Annotated in this window: 15 protein-coding genes; 7 read left to right on the top strand and 8 right to left on the bottom strand. The window is 38.9% G+C overall.

Translation table 11 applies throughout. The annotated features are described in order from the left end of the window. From RMO03_RS07580 to RMO03_RS07590, 3 genes are all read right to left on the bottom strand, one after another. Positions 1 to 695 (bottom strand): MBL fold metallo-hydrolase (locus RMO03_RS07580; protein ID WP_309641491.1); only part of this gene is annotated, 695 nt, incomplete at its 3' end. Positions 696 to 796: 101 nt separating this feature from the next. Then, positions 797 to 976: a hypothetical protein gene (locus RMO03_RS07585; RefSeq protein WP_309641492.1), complete on the bottom strand. Its 180-nt coding sequence runs from the start codon at positions 974 to 976 to the stop codon at positions 797 to 799. Positions 977 to 1,217: 241 nt separating this feature from the next. Beyond that, on the bottom strand, positions 1,218 to 2,000 hold the full coding sequence (locus RMO03_RS07590; protein ID WP_309641493.1) for a sulfite exporter TauE/SafE family protein: 783 nt from the start codon (positions 1,998 to 2,000) through the stop codon (positions 1,218 to 1,220). Between the two features lie 135 nt (positions 2,001 to 2,135). Here RMO03_RS07590 and RMO03_RS07595 point away from each other — a divergent pair, with 135 nt between their 5' ends. Then, entirely contained in the window at positions 2,136 to 3,254 is a 1,119-nt protein-coding gene (locus RMO03_RS07595; protein ID WP_309641494.1) for a VWA domain-containing protein, read from the top strand. Between the two features lie 12 nt (positions 3,255 to 3,266). After that, on the top strand, positions 3,267 to 4,730 hold the full coding sequence (locus RMO03_RS07600) for an AAA family ATPase (RefSeq protein WP_309641495.1): 1,464 nt from the start codon (positions 3,267 to 3,269) through the stop codon (positions 4,728 to 4,730). Between the two features lie 43 nt (positions 4,731 to 4,773). Here the strand turns inward: RMO03_RS07600 and RMO03_RS07605 are convergent, their stop codons facing one another. Next, positions 4,774 to 5,214 carry a KTSC domain-containing protein gene (locus RMO03_RS07605; RefSeq protein ID WP_309641496.1) on the bottom strand — a complete coding sequence of 147 codons (441 nt, stop codon included), beginning with the start codon at positions 5,212 to 5,214 and terminating at the stop codon, positions 4,774 to 4,776. 210 nt (positions 5,215 to 5,424) lie between these two features. On the opposite strand from RMO03_RS07605, the gene RMO03_RS07610 reads away from it, so the two are divergent. The 3 genes from RMO03_RS07610 (at position 5,425) to RMO03_RS07620 (ending at position 10,118) form a co-directional block, all read left to right on the top strand. After that, on the top strand, positions 5,425 to 7,386 hold the full coding sequence (locus tag RMO03_RS07610; RefSeq protein WP_309641497.1) for an endonuclease: 1,962 nt from the start codon (positions 5,425 to 5,427) through the stop codon (positions 7,384 to 7,386). 78 nt (positions 7,387 to 7,464) lie between these two features. After that, complete coding sequence (locus RMO03_RS07615) at positions 7,465 to 9,078, top strand: phospholipase D-like domain-containing protein (RefSeq protein WP_309641498.1); 1,614 nt, start codon at positions 7,465 to 7,467, stop codon at positions 9,076 to 9,078. A gap of 209 nt (positions 9,079 to 9,287) precedes the next feature. After that, complete coding sequence (locus tag RMO03_RS07620) at positions 9,288 to 10,118, top strand: universal stress protein (protein ID WP_309641499.1); 831 nt, start codon at positions 9,288 to 9,290, stop codon at positions 10,116 to 10,118. A gap of 15 nt (positions 10,119 to 10,133) precedes the next feature. Here RMO03_RS07620 and mnmE read toward each other — a convergent pair whose 3' ends face one another. Next, positions 10,134 to 11,540: a tRNA uridine-5-carboxymethylaminomethyl(34) synthesis GTPase MnmE gene (gene mnmE, locus RMO03_RS07625; RefSeq protein WP_309641500.1), complete on the bottom strand. Its 1,407-nt coding sequence runs from the start codon at positions 11,538 to 11,540 to the stop codon at positions 10,134 to 10,136. A gap of 353 nt (positions 11,541 to 11,893) precedes the next feature. Here mnmE and lpdA point away from each other — a divergent pair, with 353 nt between their 5' ends. Then, positions 11,894 to 13,297, top strand: a complete 1,404-nt coding sequence (gene lpdA, locus RMO03_RS07630) for a dihydrolipoyl dehydrogenase (protein WP_309641501.1) — start codon at positions 11,894 to 11,896, stop codon at positions 13,295 to 13,297. A gap of 116 nt (positions 13,298 to 13,413) precedes the next feature. Here lpdA and RMO03_RS07635 read toward each other — a convergent pair whose 3' ends face one another. Both RMO03_RS07635 and RMO03_RS07640 read right to left on the bottom strand, forming a co-directional pair. Then, a complete protein-coding gene (locus RMO03_RS07635) occupies positions 13,414 to 13,788 on the bottom strand; it encodes a DoxX family protein (protein WP_309641502.1) in 375 nt (124 codons plus the stop codon). A gap of 71 nt (positions 13,789 to 13,859) precedes the next feature. Next, a complete protein-coding gene (locus tag RMO03_RS07640) occupies positions 13,860 to 14,759 on the bottom strand; it encodes a DUF4349 domain-containing protein (protein WP_309641503.1) in 900 nt (299 codons plus the stop codon). 193 nt (positions 14,760 to 14,952) lie between these two features. Between RMO03_RS07640 and pabB the strand changes: the two genes are divergently transcribed. Continuing rightward, a complete protein-coding gene (pabB, locus tag RMO03_RS07645; protein ID WP_309641504.1) occupies positions 14,953 to 16,239 on the top strand; it encodes an aminodeoxychorismate synthase component I in 1,287 nt (428 codons plus the stop codon). 71 nt (positions 16,240 to 16,310) lie between these two features. Here pabB and RMO03_RS07650 read toward each other — a convergent pair whose 3' ends face one another. Next, positions 16,311 to 18,611: a T9SS type A sorting domain-containing protein gene (locus RMO03_RS07650; protein WP_309641505.1), complete on the bottom strand. Its 2,301-nt coding sequence runs from the start codon at positions 18,609 to 18,611 to the stop codon at positions 16,311 to 16,313. Between the last annotated feature and the right edge of the window lie 152 nt (positions 18,612 to 18,763).

Here is an 18,763-nt window from a genome sequence, read left to right on the forward strand (position 1 = left end):
GGAGGCGCTCCCAAACCATCGAGCAATTCTTTGGTAAACTCTTCTTTGGTCATATCGGCACGCAACGCATAATTCGTTTTTTTCTGGTTGCCCAAAGTATCGGTGGTTTCCTTACTCATGTTTTTACCACAGGCACTCCCGGCGCCATGGCTAGGATATACGATCAAATCATCGGGTAAAGGCATGATTTTATTGCGTAGCGAATCAAAAAGATAACCCGCTAATTTTTCCTGTGTCAGGTCTTCGGTGAAGGCTTGCGCCAAATCAGGACGACCGACATCGCCTATAAATAAAGTATCTCCGGTGATGATGCCGTGTTGTTTTCCGTTTTCATCAATCAATAAATAACAAGTACTTTCTAAAGTATGTCCTGGTGTATGAATGGCTTTGATGGTATAATGTCCAACTTTAAATTCTTGATTGTCTTCGGCAATAATCGCTTCAAACGCTGGTTTAGCGGTTGGTCCGTAAACGATTTTTCCGCTAGATTTTTTAGCTAAGTCTAAATGTCCGGAAACAAAATCAGCATGAAAATGCGTTTCGAAAATATATTTAATTTTCGCATTGTCTTTTGTAGCGCGGTCTAAGTAAGGTTGCACTTCACGCAGTGGATCAAAAATAGCAGCTTCGCCATTGCTTTCAAGATAGTAAGCCGCTTGGGCAATACATCCGGTATAGATTTGTTCAATTTTCATGTGGGATAATTTAGATTGCAAAATTAAGCAAACTTCCAATGCAATATATAAAAAAAGTGCTTGAAAAATTCAAACACTTTTTAAAAATACGTCCTTAATACTTACGCTTTTTTCTCTGCTTTTTTGGCTGCACAACAACCGCCTTTTTTGTCTTTGCTGCACGATTTTTTGTCTTTCATCGAGCATTCTTTTTTGGCTGCTTCTTTTGGTTTTTCCTGTGCGTTAACATTCATGGAAACTAAGAAAGCTACAAGTGCCATCATCGAAACTACTTTTTTCATTTTGGATTTGTTTTTTGATTAAAATTGAAATCAAATGTAGAAATTATTTTAAGAGATGTTTTTTATTTAACATGAATTTATTTGTTGTAGGTTTCAAGATTAGGAGCTGTTTCCCGCTATCATTCCAATCTTGTCATTGCGAGCTTGCGCGGCAATCTCCCAATGCCAAGGATTTTCCCTTCTATCGGGGCTAGGGCAACTCGTTACATCAGAACGTAACTTACTACCTAGAACTTACAACCTACAACAAAATCTCTTTCACAATAATATAAATGCCCATCACCAACACAAACCAACCGAAAGCCGGTTTTAGTTTTGCACCGTCGATTTTTTTCGACAATTGAGTACCTATTATCATACCTACAATAGCAATGATGGTAATGGCGAAAAGCAGTTTATAATCGATAGCAATGCCGCCAATCATATCGCCTGTAAATCCAATTAGTGAATTGATGAAGATGATGAATAAGGAAGTGCCAACGGCTTGTTTCATAGGTAAATTCGCAAAGAACAATAGGGCAGGAATGATTAAAAAACCACCGCCAGCACCTAGAAATCCCGTGATAAATCCAACCAATAAACCAATCAATGCCAAACGCGGAAAGTTGATTTCGGAGGTTGTATTTTCTTTTGATTTTCGAATCATCGATATTGATGCGGCCACCATCAACAAAGCGAAAACAACCATAATTAGCAAATCTTTCGTCACTTCAAAATCATGGATGTAAAATAAAGAAGCCGGAATTTTTGGCAATAGGATTTTACGAATTATAAGTAGAGAAACTATCGAAGGCAACGCAAAATACAAAGCCGATTTTATTTTTAAATTGCCTAAAGTATAATGTCGATAAGCACCAACCATAGCCGTGATACCAACAATAAATAATGAATAACTCGTAGCGCTTTCGGGTTGAATATTAAAAAGATACACCAATATCGGAACGGTTAAAATGCTTCCGCCGCCGCCGATTAAGCCTAACGTAATTCCAATTAAAATAGAAGCTAAATAACCAAAATATTCCATATTGCATTTATTGCAGCCGTGTAAAGATAAAGCAAAACGAATGAAACTTGATACGAGCGATATCCAAATTCTTTTAACTAAAAATTAGTAGATGTTTTTTGTCTGAGCGTTTTCAATAGAGTAAATTTATGCGCTATGGAAAGAACGGATAGAAAAGGATTTCACTTCAAGTCGTATGAGGCTCCATTCCAATCGCCTTTTGATAAATTGTTTGAAATCTTCAAAGAATTGATTACACATACTTCGGGCGATTTTGATGAGGCTATGGATTGGTTGCGTGAACTAGACAAAGAATACAAACTAACCGATGCTAGTTACACTTTAGAGGACTTCGTGGAAGACCTTAAAAAGAAAGGTTACATCCGAGAAGAAATTCAAGATGATGGCTCAACGGGCACCGGAATTACAGCAAAAACCGAACGCGCCATTCGCCAACAAGCACTCGACCATATTTTTGGTAATCTCAAACGTTCGGGTCAAGGCAACCACAAAACCAAGCATGCCGGAAATGGTGATGAACATACGGGTGAGTTTCGGGAGTTTCATTTTGGTGACGGTTTAGAACGCATCGCTCTGACGGAAAGTTTACGCAATGCTCAGATCAATAATGGTGCGGAAAATTTTATGCTGACCGAAAACGATTTGGTGGTTGAGGAAACCCAATTCAAGGCACAGATGAGCACCGTATTGATGATCGACATCAGTCACAGTATGATTTTATATGGAGAAGACCGCATTACACCCGCTAAAAAAGTGGCCATGGCTTTGGCTGAATTGATTACCACACGCTATCCAAAAGACACCTTGGATATTTTAGTATTTGGTAACGATGCTTGGACCATAGCCATCCGCGATTTGCCTTATCTTAAAGTTGGACCTTATCATACGAACACTGTTGCGGGTTTACAACTGGCTATGGATTTACTTCGTCGCAAGCGAAACACCAACAAGCAGATTTTTATGATTACCGACGGAAAACCAAGTTGTGTCCGAGAGCGCGATGGTTCTTATTATATGAATAGCAACGGACTCGATGAATACATCGTTGATAAATGCTACAGCCAAGCACAGCAAGCGCGAAAACTGCACATTCCGATAACGACATTTATGATTGCTCAAGATCCTTACCTGCAACGCTTTGTAAATCATTTTACCGAAGCCAATCAAGGAAAAGCCTTTTACACCGGAATAAAAGGATTGGGTGAAATGATTTTCGAGGATTACGAAACCAACCGCAAGAAAAAGATTCAATAGAAAAATTATAAAATGAAAATAGAAAACATTAATACTTTAGGTGCATTAATAAAATCTGGATACCAGAGTAAATCGATTAAGGATGAACTGCGGTTCAATCTCCGGCAGAAAATCCAATCAGGAAATCCTGTGTTTCAAGGGGTTCACGGATTTGAGAATTCTGTAATTCCAGAACTCGAGCGCGCTATTTTATCTCGTCACAACATCAACCTACTCGGTCTTCGAGGTCAAGCCAAAACCAGATTGGCCCGCAAAATGATTGAATTGCTCGACGAATACATTCCTTTTGTTGCGGGTTCAGAGATTAATGATGACCCATTAAAACCGATGTCGCGTTTTGCAAAAGACCTGATTGCCGAACTTGGTGATGCTACTCCAATTGCATGGTTGCACCGTTCTGATCGTTTCTTTGAAAAGCTCGCAACTCCCGATGTAACTGTTGCGGATTTAATAGGCGATGTTGATCCGATCAAAGCCGCTAACTTAAAATTATCGTATGCCGATGACCGAGTGATACACTTTGGAATGATTCCACGGGCCAATCGTTGTATTTTCGTGATCAATGAATTACCCGATTTGCAGGCGCGAATTCAAGTAGCTTTGTTTAATATTTTGCAGGAAGGTGACATTCAAATTCGCGGATTCAAATTGCGGTTGCCATTAGATATGCAGTTTGTTTTTACTGCCAATCCTGAAGATTATACCAATCGTGGCAGCATTGTAACGCCGCTCAAAGATCGAATCGGCTCGCAGATTTTGACGCATTATCCTGAAACCATTGCGATTGCTAGAACAATTACCGAGCAAGAAGCAAGACTTGACACTTTTCAGAGTGAAATGGTTCATGTGCCTGCTTTGGCTAAAGATTTATTAGAGCAAATTAGTTTTGAAGCCAGAGAAAGTGAATTCATAGACAATAAAAGTGGCGTGAGTGCGCGTATGAGTATCACAGCTTATGAAAATTTATTAAGCACCGCAGAACGCCGAGCGCTCAAAAATCGTGAAGATAAGACGACCGTTCGTTTGTCTGATTTTATGGGAATTATTCCGGCGATTACAGGAAAAGTTGAACTTGTATATGAAGGCGAACAGGAAGGAGCAACTGAAGTGGCACAACATTTAATAGGCGATGCGATTCATACTTTTTTACCGGCGTATTTTCCAAAAATCGAGAAGCTAGAAAAGTCTGATGAGAAAACACCGTACAGTGATATCATCGATTGGTTCTTTAATGAATCGGGTTTTGAATTGCTAGATGATGCTACTGATGCAGTCTATCAAAAAACCTTGGATTCGATTATTCCATTAGAAATTTTAATCAAAAAATACCAACCCGAATTGTCAAAAGAAGACCGTTATTTTATGAAAGAATTCATATTGTGGAGCCTAGTAGAATATGACAAACTGAGCAAAGACCGCGTTGTAAGCGGTTATCAGTTTAAAGACAAATTTGGCAGTTACTTCAGTCAGTTGTAAAAAAAAAGGGTTTATCATTTCGATAAACCCTTTTTTTAATGCATTATTCCTGATTGCTTACTTTTCGATAAGGAAAAGCACTCAACACGTGTCTTTTGGCGAACCTTCCCGGCGAATCGGCGTTTACCATTTTGATATAAGTCGCTTTTGGAACGCTGATATATTCGTAAACACTGCCGTTTGAAAAATTAACAGTCAATCTGATATTTTCATATTTATAATCGACAATCGTAGCGTTGGCAATGGTTTCCTGATATTCCGGCAATCCTTGTTGAATGGTTTCCGCATTGATGCTTACCAGAAAATGATAGGCCTCAATAATCTCTTTACTATTCTCTTCAGCCATTTTTAAACCTGCATCATCACCTTGAAATTTATCAGGATGACTTTCTTTCATAGCATTGCGGTAAATGGTTTTGAGTTCTTTTAAAGTTACTGTTTTTTCAACATTTAAAAGCTTTCTGTATTCTACAATTTTTTTCATAAACGAATCTAACGTATTGATTTATATTGCTTCAGCATTCCATTCGACGGAAACCAAGCGTTTTCAATTTTTTTGCAAAAGTACATCTTTTAATAGGAGTTCAAAGCATTAATGTTTCTTTATTGTGATATCTGCAACACTTTAACGGAATCGAAAGATGACAACATCAATTTATGCCTATATTTGTCGGGTTAAATTTAAAATTGCATCATGAAAAGAATATTTTTTACAATCGCATTGCTATATACATTCGCTTCATACAGTCAGGTTGTGATTAATGAAATTGATGCTGATACACCTAGTAGTGACACCCAAGAATTTATTGAACTCAAATCCGCCACACCTAACTTTTCTCTCGATGGTTATGTGTTGGTTTTTTATAACGGTACTACTGCAGGCACCGGAGTAGCCAGTTATTTAGCCATCGATTTGGATAGTTATATCACGGATGTGAATGGAATTATTCATTTTGGAAACTCTTTGGTTTCACCGACTCCGGCTATTATTATGACCAATGCTGTGCTACAAAATGGGCCAGATGCGGTAGCTTTATACCAAGCCAATGCAACGGATTTCCCTAATAATACTGCCGCAACCAATACTGCATTGATTGATGCGGTTGCTTATTCGAATAGCGGAACTGTTCAACCCACTGCATTAATGACCGTTTTTGGACTTTCGACTTGCGTCAATGAAAATGCCAATTCAAACGCGGCTACAGAATCCATCCAAAGAAAAACAGACGGAACTTATGAAGTAAAAGCACCAACTGCGGGCATGAATAATGACGGTTCGGGAATACCATTGACTTATTTGAGTTTAACCACCAGCACAACTACTGTGACAGAAGGAGAAACTTTCAATATTACATTCACTTCCACGCAGCCTATTACAGGAACGAATTTGGTAATCAATTTTACTTTAACCAATGGTAGTTTTCACACCAATGATTATACAGGAACTACCAGCGTTACAATACCTGTTGGTGCTGTAACCGGAACAAGAACCATTCAGATTGTCAATGACGGAACCAATGAAGGTGATGAAGAATTGGAAATTTCAGCCAGCGGTATACCGGTAAATTATAGCCTTTATAACAACAACGTTATTGTTAGGGTGAATGACATCAATTTTGCAGTGTTGCCTTTCGGTACACCGGCCAATCCAACGTATGGCAATATAGCAAGTACAGCACCTGCGGGTTATTATAACACCTTAGAAGGTCTTTCGGGAGCGGCATTGAAACAAGCAATCCAGGATATAATTGCCAATCCATCGGCAGTGCATGCGCACAGTTATGGTGATATTATCAATATATTGAAAACAGCCGATCAGAATCCTCAAAACAGCAACCAAGTATGGTTGATTTATACAGAACAACCACGTTCGAAAATCGATTATCAAACCGGAAGCAGCATTATTGGAAAATGGAATCGAGAGCATATTTATTGCCAATCGAGAGGGAATTATGGCGATTTATACAATACAAATCCTGACGGAATTAATGTATGGTCATCAACTGGGCCAGACGATATTGGTGCCGGACTTTCTGATGCACATCATTTGAGAGCAGTTGACGGACAAGAAAATTCTTCCAGAAATAATAGAAATTACGGTGTTGATTATAACGGTCCAGCCGCAGGGACTTCCACTTGGAAAGGCGATGTGTCGCGTGCTTTGTTTTATATGGCGGTGCGTTACAACGGTTTGAATGTTGTTAATGGAAATCCTACCGATGGAACGATAGGGCAGATTGGAGACTTAGCAACATTACTAACATGGAATCATACGGATCCGCGTGATGATTTTGAAATGAATCGTAACAATTATATTTATACATGGCAAGTCAACCGAAATCCATTTATTGATTATCCGTTGTTGGCCGATTATATTTGGGGCGCGCACGCCGGTGAACAATGGCATTTTGCATTATCGACGCAACAATTCTCTGAAAATCAAGTAGTTTTGTATCCGAATCCTGCAAAGGATTATGTATTGATTTCGGGATTGAATAAAGGTACAGTTGAAATTTATTCGATGTCAGGCGCGAAATTATACGATGCTGATTTTAATAACGACACAAGAATTCCGTTGGATTTAGCCAGTGGTATTTATATGATGAAAATCACTTCAGACAACAATGCAACCATCAAAAAATTGATTGTAAAATAAAACTAACAACCTACAAGCCATTAAGCGTTTCCAGTTTTTAAATAGGAAACTTTACTACAAGTCCAAATACCAAAAAATATGTTGAAAAATACAAAACCTTTCGCACTATGGTGTGCCCTATTACTTGTCACCACTTTTTCTTTTAGCCAATCGGTAAAGGAGCAAGACTATACGCTGACATACCAATCCAATGCTCTTGAATTGCAATTCGACAGCGCAGTTACTCTCAAAGCATTCAATAATACGGATGCTTCTGAAATTGCCGTAGCATCAACATCAAAACCAAATGCATTTAGCATCAATACACATCCGGCTGAAATCATAAGGCTTGAATACAAATACAATTCAGACCATAATGTGCATACAAGTTATGTAGCGGCACCTTCTTTATCGAGCGGCACGATTGATGTTTATTTTAACCATCCGGTTGATGTGAGTTTTGCTCAAACTCAAAATGCCGTCAACTTATCGAATACGCTCGATGACAAGCTTATTACATACATCAATGCTTGCCAAAGCACGCTCGACATTGCAATTTACAATTCCTATTCTTCAAGTGTAGCTTCAGGTATTGCGGGTGCTATCAACGCAGCTTATAATCGAGGTGTGCAAGTACGTGTAATTTATGATGGCAGCACGAGCAGTATTATGATATCATTATTGAATGTCAACATACCAAGATTGGCTAGCCCAACTGCAGTTGAATATGGTATCATGCACAACAAGTTTGTCATTTTTGATGCTCACGATGCTGATGCGAATCGCCCATACGTTTGGACCGGCTCCACGAATTGGACGACTTCACAAATTGATGGACCCGACCGAAACAGCGTTATACTGCTTCAAGATCAAGCGTTGGCTTTAGGATATACGATCGAATTTGAAGAAATGTGGGGTTCGAACACGATGACACCTAATGCAACACTTTCAAGATTCGGTCCTTACAAGACCGATAATACACCACATACTTATAATCTTGGTGGAAAAATAGTCAACAATTATTTCAGCCCGAGTGATGGTACTAATGCCAAAATCGTCACAGCAATCTATAGTGCCAACACCGATATCGATATTGCTACTATGTTGATTACCCGAAGCAGTCTCAGCAACGCCATAATATCGCGTTACAATAGTGGTGTAACGAATGTGAATGTTGTCGTTGATCAAGAGGTTGTTACAGGAAACCAAATCGCGAACCTACAAGCCGGATTGCCTGCAAATCATGCAGTGGAATATTCAAGTGGTGGCATTATGCATCATAAGTTTATGGTCGTCGATAATTTCAATAGTGCTTCCGATCCGCAAGTTGTGGTAGGTTCACACAATTGGAGCACCGCTGCCGAAACCAAAAATGATGAGAATACACTAATCGTGCACAATGCGAATATCGCGAACCAATACTATCAAGCTTTTGCTTATTTGTATGCGCAGGCGGGCGGGACTTTGTCTGTAACGCAGCAGCAGTGGAATGGGAGAGAAGTAACAGTTTATCCAAATCCAGCGCAAGATTATGTATTGATTTCTGGTTTGAATACTGGTATGGTTGAAATTTATTCTATGTCCGGAGCGAAATTATACAACGCTGCTTTTAATAATGATACAAGAATTCCACTAGATTTAGCCAGTGGTATTTATATGATGAAAATTACTTCGGATAACAATTCAATAGTAAAGAAATTGATGGTACGATAAGCATTCATTCCCATATTTTGAAAGCCTTTTTATATGATGTAAAAGGCTTTTTTTATTTGTCGCTGATAATACTTATCGATGGTAACAATACATATAAAACAATGTTAGTTAAAGGTTAAATAAAAAACAAACTGACAAATATCATATGAATTTGACCATTAGCGACTTACCTTTAAAGTAGAAAACTAAACTACTTTAAATATAAAGTCATGAAAAAAATATTGTTCCCAACCGATTTTTCCGATATCTCTAAGAATGCCTTTTTATTTGCATTGCACTTGGCCAAGAAAATACATGCTGAAATTATTACTTTGCATGTTTATGATTATCCACAAATGAATTATATGGATGTTCCGGTATATTTACCCGAAATTTATGAAGTAACCGACTTGAATAATTTCGAGAATTATAAAGGACACGTGCCGGTATTGCGAGCCATCGCCGAAGCGCATCAATTGGAGGATATAAAAATCAGCAATGTTTTGGAAAACGGCGATTTGATTAGCGCCATTCACGAACTTACCAAAAAAGAAAACATCGATTATATTGTGATGGGTACCAAAGGCGCCACGGGATTAGCGGCTACTTTTTTAGGATCGGTTACCCAAAAAGTGATGAATGCGAGTCATGTTGCAGTGATTGCCATACCTGAAAACTGCAGTTATCAACCCACCAATCGAATTTTGTTTACGACTTCATACCAAACGGAGGAAATCGAAATTTTGAAGAACGTATTGGCTTTGGCTAAGGTATTTCACGCCCACGTAGATTGTCTTTATGTTCGACCTAAAAATGAGGATGTTGATGACAGTATTATTGAGCATTGGAAAAAAATGTTTCCAACCAAAGTAGCTACTTTTCACAACATAGGCAGTGACGATTTTGAAGGTACTATTTTAGACTTTATCGAATTACATCATACCGATATGCTCGCAGTGACCACACACCATAGAAATTTTTTCGAAAGTCTTTTTGAAGTGAGTTTGTCTAAAAAACTGATTTTCCATACTAAAATTCCAATAGTAGCTTTACAAGCTTAAACAAAAGAAGGTATTTTACTTTCCGATACAGAAATTCGCAAAAATATTACCCAACAATTCATCATTAGTCACTTGTCCGGTAATCATCCCGAAATGATATAACGCTTCTTTGATATCAATCGCCATTAAATCGGAAGATAAATTCGTTTGCAAACCGTATTTCACCTTCTGAATTTCTTCGAGCGCTTTGAGTAGCGAATCATAATGACGCGTATTGGTTACAATGGTTTCGTTGTTGCGCAATGCGCCTGTATTAACAAACGAAAGCAGTTGGTTTTTGAGTTCATCGATACCGATTTTTTGTTTTGCTGAAAGGGTTGTAGGTTGTATGTTGTAGGTTGTAAGTTGTGTAAGTAGTGATTTTGATTGCTCTTCATCCAATTGATCGATTTTATTAAGAACTACCACTAGAGGCTTCAAAGGAAATTGATTTTGTATTTTACCGAATTCGACAACTAAAGAATTAATCGAACCGTCTACATACAACCTATAACCGTCAACCAAAAAAAGCACCACTTGTGCCTGTTCAATCTTCTCAAACGTACGCTGAATTCCAATGCTTTCGACCACATCTTTGGTCTCGCGAATTCCAGCTGTATCAATAAATCGAAAACCAATACCGGCAATCACCAATTCATCTTCAATCGTATCACGTGTTGTTCCGGCAATTTCAGAAACAATCGCGCGTTCTTCATTCAACAGCGCATTGAGCAATGTTGATTTCCCGACATTCGGTTCGCCAACAATCGCTACGGGAATACCATTTTTAATCACATTTCCAACGGCGAAAGAATCTATTAAACGTTTTAAAACCAATTCGATACGTTGAATCAACTCATTGAATTGTGAACGATCAGCAAACTCCACATCTTCCTCGGCAAAATCCAATTCGAGTTCAATTAGTGACGCGAAATTCAACAACTCAATCCTCAAATTTGCAATCTTATTCGAAAACCCGCCGCGCATCTGCTGCATCGCAATTTGGTGTGACGCTTCATTGTCTGACGAAATCAAATCCGCCACGGCTTCGGCTTGCGACAAATCGAGTTTGCCATTCAAAAAAGCGCGCAACGTAAATTCACCCGCATTGGCCATTCGGCAACCTTTGCGCAATAATAACTGAATAATTTGCTGCTGAATATAAGTCGAACCATGACACGAAATCTCAATCGTATTCTCGCCGGTATACGAATTCGGACCTTTAAAAATCGATACCAAAACTTCATCGAGTGTTTTATTACCATCCACAATATGCCCCAAATGCAGCGTATGCGATTTCTGTTTTGTGATATCTTTCCCTCGAACCGATTGAAAAACACTACCAGCAATGGCAATTGCGTCTTCACCCGAAATCCGAATAATCGCAATGGCACCGGCACCCGAAGGTGTAGCAAGCGCAACAATAGTGTCTTGTGGAATCATGTTTTTGAATTAAGCGACAAAGGTAAATGAAATGGTTGTAAGTTGTATGTTGTAGGTTGTGAGTTCACAGTTAATGTCTTAAAATCAGGAGCTATTTACTTCGTCAGTTCGCTCTTTAGGAGCTCGGGTCCCGCTATCCGCTCCTATCTTTTGCGCCGAACGCCGGCACAAAAGGATAACCGCTACTATCGGGGCTAGGGCATCATCGTACCTGCGACCGCGTTAGGGATTGGAAGAAGTACCGTGTACTTCGTAAAGCCCGACCCGCAGGGGAACGCCCAAAAACTTACAACCCACAACATACAACATTCAACAAAAAAATGTAATTTTGTGACACAAAAAAATCAAACACTATGAGTTCATTTGACGTAGTCATTATAGGTTCCGGCCCGGGCGGATACGTATCAGCCATTCGTTGTGCCCAGTTGGGTTTCAAAACAGCGATTATCGAAAAATACAGCACACTTGGAGGCACTTGCCTCAATGTAGGTTGCATTCCATCGAAAGCATTATTAGCTTCTTCGCACCATTATGAAGAATTGCAGCATTTTGCCGATCACGGGATTGAAGTGTCTGGCAATGTCAAAATCAATTTGGAGAAAATGATTGCGCGCAAACAAGCAGTCGTAGATCAAACTTCGGGTGGCGTAAAATTCCTTATGGATAAAAATAAAATCACCGTTTTCGAAGGTTTAGGTTCTTTTGTAGATGCGACTCACGTTGCGATTGCAAAAGCTGACGGAAGTTCAGAAACCATCGAAGGAAAAAATATCATTATTGCAACAGGTTCTAAACCATCAAACTTGCCATTTATCAAGCTTGATAAAGAAAGAATCATCACATCGACGGAAGCGTTGAAACTCAAAGAAGTTCCAAAACACCTTATCATTATTGGTGGTGGTGTCATCGGAATCGAATTGGGTCAAGTGTATCTTCGTTTGGGCGCACAGGTTTCCGTAGTAGAATTTATGGACAGAATCATTCCAGGAATGGACAGTTCTTTATCCAAAGAATTAACGAAAGTCTTGAAAAAACAAGGCATGAAATTCTACGTGTCGCACAAAGTAAAATCGGTAGAAAGAAAAGGAAAAACAGTAACCGTGCAAGCCGAAACGTCAAAAGGAGAAACCATTTCACTAGAAGGCGATTATGCTTTGGTAGCGGTTGGTCGTCGTCCATATACTGACGGATTGAATGCTGACAAAGCAGGCGTAAAACTTACCGATAGAGGTATGGTGGAAGTTAATGATCATTTGCAAACCAACGTTTCGAATATCTACGCGATTGGCGATGTCGTTCGCGGTGCTATGTTAGCACACAAAGCCGAAGAAGAAGGCGCCATGGTTGCAGAAATTTTAGCCGGACAAAAACCACATATCGATTATAATTTAATTCCGGGCGTTGTTTATACTTGGCCTGAAGTGGCTGCAGTTGGGCAAACAGAAGAGCAATTGAAAGCTTCTGGAGTTGCATTTAAATCTGGTAGTTTTCCATTCAAAGCATTGGGCCGTGCCAGAGCTAGTGGTGATTTGGATGGTTTTGTAAAAATCCTTGCCGATGCCAAAACCGATGAAGTTTTAGGGATCCACATGATTGGAGCCAGAACAGCAGACTTAATTGCAGAAGCCGTAACCGCAATGGAGTTTAAAGCATCCGCCGAAGATATTTCAAGAATGAGTCACGCACATCCTACGTTTGCGGAAGCGATAAAAGAAGCGGCGTTGGCGGCTACGGATAATCGGGCATTGCATGTTTAATTTAGATTGTAAGATTTTAAGACTGTAAGATTTTAAGATCATTAGATTTTCAGATAGAAAAAAGCCGTTCAATTTGAACGGCTTTTTTTATCTTACAGTCTTACAGTCTTAAAATTCTACGCTCTAAACAACGGTCTGTAATTGTCCCAATGTCTGTAAATCATAAACAGATTTCCAAGGAAAATAAACAATCCAATCGGAATATTTTCGGGCGACAAAAAGATATTGATCAGCAAAATATTCAAGGTTATCTGCAAAAGAATAATGTTGGCTAGCGTCACAAATTTATTGCTGACATACGCAATTCCGCATATTAACTCGACTGCTTTTGCTAAAGGCATCAAATAAGTTGAAGCGGTTAATCCTTCCTGAAATGCTTTTAAATTACCTGTTAGAACAGGCTCTGGAATCAGCTTCAAAAAGAAACTGATAGAAGCAAATAACAATAATAATCCGATTAATGTTCTGATAATCAAGGTTGCAATTTTCATAAGTTTTTATTGATTAATGGTTGGTGTTCAAAAAATAATCAATATTTTCTTTCGATTTTAAAACAGTTGTTTTACTTTTTGGAGTATTTTTTAAAGAGTAAAAACACCAACACTCCGAGCAAAATCAAACTCCAGATTTGCGCTACAAATACCAATAAGCTTTCAAGAATATACCAACCTGATTTGATCGAATCCAAAAGCTGGATTCCGAGTTGTGGTTGGTAGGCATGTGCGTCTTTTTCATTGGCAACCACTTCTTGTTTTATGGTTTCTCGTTGGTAGATTTTTAGTGTGATTGTACTGAAATTGACTTGATCTTGCAACGCTAAATTTTCAATTTTCTTCGCGTCATGTTCTGCGTTGGTTTCATCAACTTTATCTTCGGAATTTATAATTTGATTCAATTTTTTGCCTTTGGTGTCGATGGCATTTTCGAGTCGTTTTTGATGCGTGTTGTTGCGACGCTGCGCCATTTCATTCGATAACAATTGCAGCGCAACATCATCCTGTTTGATATTTCGGCTGTTGAGAAAAGCAATTTCTTTTTCTATGTTTTTGACGACTGTATCAAATTGGGTGTTGGGCACGCGCAACGTAATGTTATTTTCAACCGTATACTTCGTAGTTTCAAGCGTGCTGTCTTGGCTGATTTTGGTCGATAGTTCTTGATTGATGGTACTTTCCAAATGAGAAGCCGCTACAAATCCACCGTATCTTCGAGTTGTGTTTTCGATGATGTTGGTCGATTTAGAAACGTTTTTAACTTTAAATTGAAAATCAGCGGTTCGAATAAATTTGCGTTGTGGAAGTTGAATGGCTTTGGGTTTTGAAGTGCCAATAGAGTCTGTGGATAATACCATTTTTTCAGTAGAAACTGCTGATTCTTCCGATGTATCTTCTGCTTGTTTACAAGAAATGATGAGCATAAAAATGCCTAAAATGATCAAACTAATGCGTGGGATTGTTTTCATAAAATTGAATTTAAAAGATGAATAAAAAAATTACTTGAATTGTAATTGGGTTGTTGCGCTAAAACCGAATAAGTAATTTTCTATCAATAAGCTTTCAATTTTATGATGGTGAATTTTTGGTTTGCTAATAAAAAACGTGCCACAAATTTTATCCGCTTTTTATTGTAATTTTGAAACTCCTAAAACCTAATTTTTGAGAACAAATTTTCACAAGCAGATTGCCAATCCACAAGCGTTCAAACAGCAACTTTTAACATGGTCGCAGGATTTTCGAGAAGTCGTTTTTCTCGAAAGCAACCAGCATCAAGATGCTTATTCTCAATACGATTGTGTGCTTGCGGTTGATGCATTCACCTCGATGAAAACTGATTATTTCAATGCTTTTGAAGATTTAAAACAATACCAACAAACCACCAATGATTGGCTTTTTGGTTATTTGTCGTACGACTTAAAAAATGATGTCGAAATGTTGTATTCCGCCAACCACGACGGATTGCAGTTTCCGGATTTGTTTTTCTTTCAACCCAAAAAATTATTTTTATTAAAGGGAAATGATTTAGAAATTCATTATCTCACTATGTGCGATGATGAAGTTGAATCTGATTTTTCGGACATACAACTTACAACCTACAACCTGCAAACTACAACCGACAACATCAACATCCAACAACGCATTTCCAAAGAAGCATACGTTCAGAAAGTAAAAAAAATGCTCGAACACATTCACCACGGCGACATCTACGAAGCCAATTTTTGCATGGAATTCTACGCTGAAAATGCCACCATCAATCCATTAGAAAAATTTCTAAAACTCAACGAAATTTCGCAAGCACCATTTTCTGTTTTTTTGAAGAATCACCAGCATTATTTATTGTCGGCTTCTCCGGAACGTTACATCAAAAAAGATGGCGAACGTATTATTTCACAACCTATCAAAGGAACATCCAAGCGTTTTGCTAATGTTGATGAAGATGAAACTTCCAAAAACAATCTTGCCAACGACCCGAAAGAACGCGCCGAAAATATCATGATAACCGATTTAGTGCGCAATGATTTATCGAGAACCGCGCAAAAAGGTTCTGTGCAAGTTGAGGAATTGTGTGGTATTTATTCTTTTTTGCAAGTGCATCAAATGATTTCCACGATTACGTCTAAACTCAAAGATGAATATTCCGCCATCGATGTTTTAAAAACCACATTCCCAATGGGAAGTATGACGGGAGCGCCTAAGATTTCCGCGATGCAAATCATCGAAAATTTAGAAGAAACCAAACGCGGATTGTATAGCGGAGCCGTGGGTTATTTTACACCCGATAATGATTTCGATTTTAATGTTGTGATTCGCAGTATTCTATACAATCAGGAAGAACAATATGTTTCATTTTCGGTTGGAAGCGCGATAACTTCCCAATCGATTCCTGAAAATGAATATGAGGAATGCTTGCTCAAAGCTAAGGCGATGTTGGAAGTATTGCGTTAATCACAATAAAAAATCCCGAAGCGTTAACTTCAGGATTTTTATTCATTCACCCCATTTATAAAAAGTAGCGTTTATTGCTTAACCACTTTAAATGTTTTTGATTCGTTATTGCCATTGGTTTTTACGAAATACACTCCGGCTTCTAACGCTGACAAATCGATTTTGGTCATGGCGTTTTGTGAGTGTTCATTCATCAATAATTGGCCATTCATATTATAAACTTCAATGTTGTTGATTTTGCTTGTTGTATTGATATTTAAAATGTTATGCACTGGGTTTGGATAAACCGTAACATTTTCTTTCGTAAAAGAAGCTGCCGCTAATGTATCAGGCAATTCTATGCGGAAAGTAAAAAGATCTCCGAACTCACTAGTTGTAGGATTGAAGCCCCAACCCGTAATATACTTACCATTAAGTGACATATTATTTGGAATCCAGATTTGGTTGTCGCCCGTTGAAATTCCTATTGTAGTTAAGAAATCAGTCAGGTTCTGTATGCCGGTTGCGGCGGTCCAGATGAATGGAATTGTTGGCATTCCCCATTCTTGTTCAAACCAACCGATCACAATGCTTCCGTCGGGGCTGATGCCTGAAACTCTTCCATATCCAATACCACCTTCGGCAAGGAGGTTGCCCAAATTGATGAGTCCGGTAGCTTGACTCCAAATCCAAGGTTCGTTTTGGTTAGAATAGCTTCCTTCACCACCAATCCAATTGCCGTCACCTGAAACTGCGCTGCATTCACCCAATTGGTTGAAATCATCAGTCGCACTGCCATTTGGATCAACTAGTAAAAATTCATTTGGGAAATAACCACCCTCAGGGTTTTTTCTCCATACGGCAGATTTCCATGGACCATTCAAATCTTGATAACCTACAATTACATTCCCATCATTGCTGACGGCATTGGCTCTTGAGCTTCTATTTTGATTGGCATAAAGGCTTCCTAAATCGATGGTGCCTTCGGTTTGATTCCATGCGAAACCATGTGCATAAACGGTATATCCATTGCCATTCGAAGGATCGGCCCATGCATTTCCAACTACTGTATTTCCATCTCCAGAAATACTGAAACCTCCGCTGGTAACTGCATCCACCGTTTGTCCTAAACTCCCTAAAGATGTCCAATTACCAAGGGTCGTATCATATCTCGACATTTCGGCGACAACGATACTTGAGATTAATGATTTCTTATAAAAATTGCCTTGAGATCCACAAACGTGAATATTCTGACCGGTAACCGCAACACTGTATAACGCAGGATTGCCGTTGAAAAGCGTTTGGTTATCCCACGTCCACGTATCGCCTGAATCAACGGAACCGAAAATCACATCAGGCGTTCCAACTAAAACTATATTAAGGTCGTCGATCCATTTAACATCTCGCAACAACGCACCTTCCATAATATCCTGTGTAATCCATGTCTGCCCGCCATCAGTAGTTTTGTAGATGTATCTTTCGCCAGTAGCAATACCAATGTAGGCATCGTGAAAGCTAATTCCGGTAAGAATACCGCCACTCGAGTAGACAGTCGTCCAGGTCAATCCATTATCATCTGATTTTTGAATGTCGCCGCCATTGGTGACCAAAAAATAAGTGTCGCCTTCAACATAACAAGTTTTTTGAGGCACACCTGACAAACCACTTCCGGTTGTCCAAGTTTCACCACCATCGGCAGTGATATATACGGCAACATTGTCTTGGAGTTGTGCCGTGATTACACCGTTCAATTCATCTTTAAAATTGATTGTTTTATAAATGTATACATCATCAAGCCCAGCCGGAGTTAATTCGGTCCAGTTATTTCCTGCGTCAGTAGTTTTAGCAATGTAGTGATTCCAACCGCCAACATAACCTGTATTGATTGTTGGAAAACTCATCGCTTCGATGCCACGGTTTTGAGTGTCTACCCATTTTTCGGTCCAATGCACACCGGCATCGAGCGTTCTTAACAGAATTCCATTACCTTCGTTGGTCAATGATTGTCCGGCAGCATAACCCCAAGTGTCTTGGTTTTCAGGGAATTCAATGGCTTTGAAAATATAATCATAATCGGATAAGACACGACGCGTCCAATCTGTAGAAATGTTTTGTACAATGTAATTTGATCCAGAAAGGTATTTTCCGTCGGCAGAAAATTTAGCGGCGCCACCAACTCCTTGTCCCGGAGCTGCGCCACCAATGCTATCGAAATCGTTGGTGTCGGGATTCCATATTGAATACGGTCCAGCTTGTGCTTCATATCCGGACACAAGTCCATCGTTTGAAACTCCGGTGGTTTCAAAGAAAGTCGGTTTCACCAAAAACTGGGCTGAAAGATTGTGGCTTACAAAAGCACCAATCAAGAGCGTAAGAAATGTAATTTTTTTCATGAATGAATGATTTTAATTTGATGCTAAAGTATGGCGTTGTATTATACCATTTATAAGGTAGTCTTTTTAAATTCACGAAATTTGATAGCTATAAACGTGTTTTAAATGTTTGAAAATTAGCGTTTTAAATTTAAAACAAGCTATTTTATCAT

The organism is Flavobacterium sp. (assembly GCF_031411595.1).
GTDB lineage: Bacteria > Bacteroidota > Bacteroidia > Flavobacteriales > Flavobacteriaceae > Flavobacterium.

Coding starts and splice junctions, on each gene's coding strand:
- RMO03_RS07585 (WP_309641492.1), bottom strand. CDS start 976: ATGAAAAAAGTAGTTTCGATGATGGCACTTGTAGCTTTCTTAGTTTCC.
- RMO03_RS07590 (WP_309641493.1), bottom strand. CDS start 2,000: ATGGAATATTTTGGTTATTTAGCTTCTATTTTAATTGGAATTACGTTA.
- RMO03_RS07595 (WP_309641494.1), top strand. CDS start 2,136: ATGGAAAGAACGGATAGAAAAGGATTTCACTTCAAGTCGTATGAGGCT.
- RMO03_RS07600 (WP_309641495.1), top strand. CDS start 3,267: ATGAAAATAGAAAACATTAATACTTTAGGTGCATTAATAAAATCTGGA.
- RMO03_RS07605 (WP_309641496.1), bottom strand. CDS start 5,214: ATGAAAAAAATTGTAGAATACAGAAAGCTTTTAAATGTTGAAAAAACA.
- RMO03_RS07610 (WP_309641497.1), top strand. CDS start 5,425: ATGAAAAGAATATTTTTTACAATCGCATTGCTATATACATTCGCTTCA.
- RMO03_RS07615 (WP_309641498.1), top strand. CDS start 7,465: ATGTTGAAAAATACAAAACCTTTCGCACTATGGTGTGCCCTATTACTT.
- RMO03_RS07620 (WP_309641499.1), top strand. CDS start 9,288: ATGAAAAAAATATTGTTCCCAACCGATTTTTCCGATATCTCTAAGAAT.
- mnmE (WP_309641500.1), bottom strand. CDS start 11,540: ATGATTCCACAAGACACTATTGTTGCGCTTGCTACACCTTCGGGTGCC.
- lpdA (WP_309641501.1), top strand. CDS start 11,894: ATGAGTTCATTTGACGTAGTCATTATAGGTTCCGGCCCGGGCGGATAC.
- RMO03_RS07635 (WP_309641502.1), bottom strand. CDS start 13,788: ATGAAAATTGCAACCTTGATTATCAGAACATTAATCGGATTATTATTG.
- RMO03_RS07640 (WP_309641503.1), bottom strand. CDS start 14,759: ATGAAAACAATCCCACGCATTAGTTTGATCATTTTAGGCATTTTTATG.
- RMO03_RS07650 (WP_309641505.1), bottom strand. CDS start 18,611: ATGAAAAAAATTACATTTCTTACGCTCTTGATTGGTGCTTTTGTAAGC.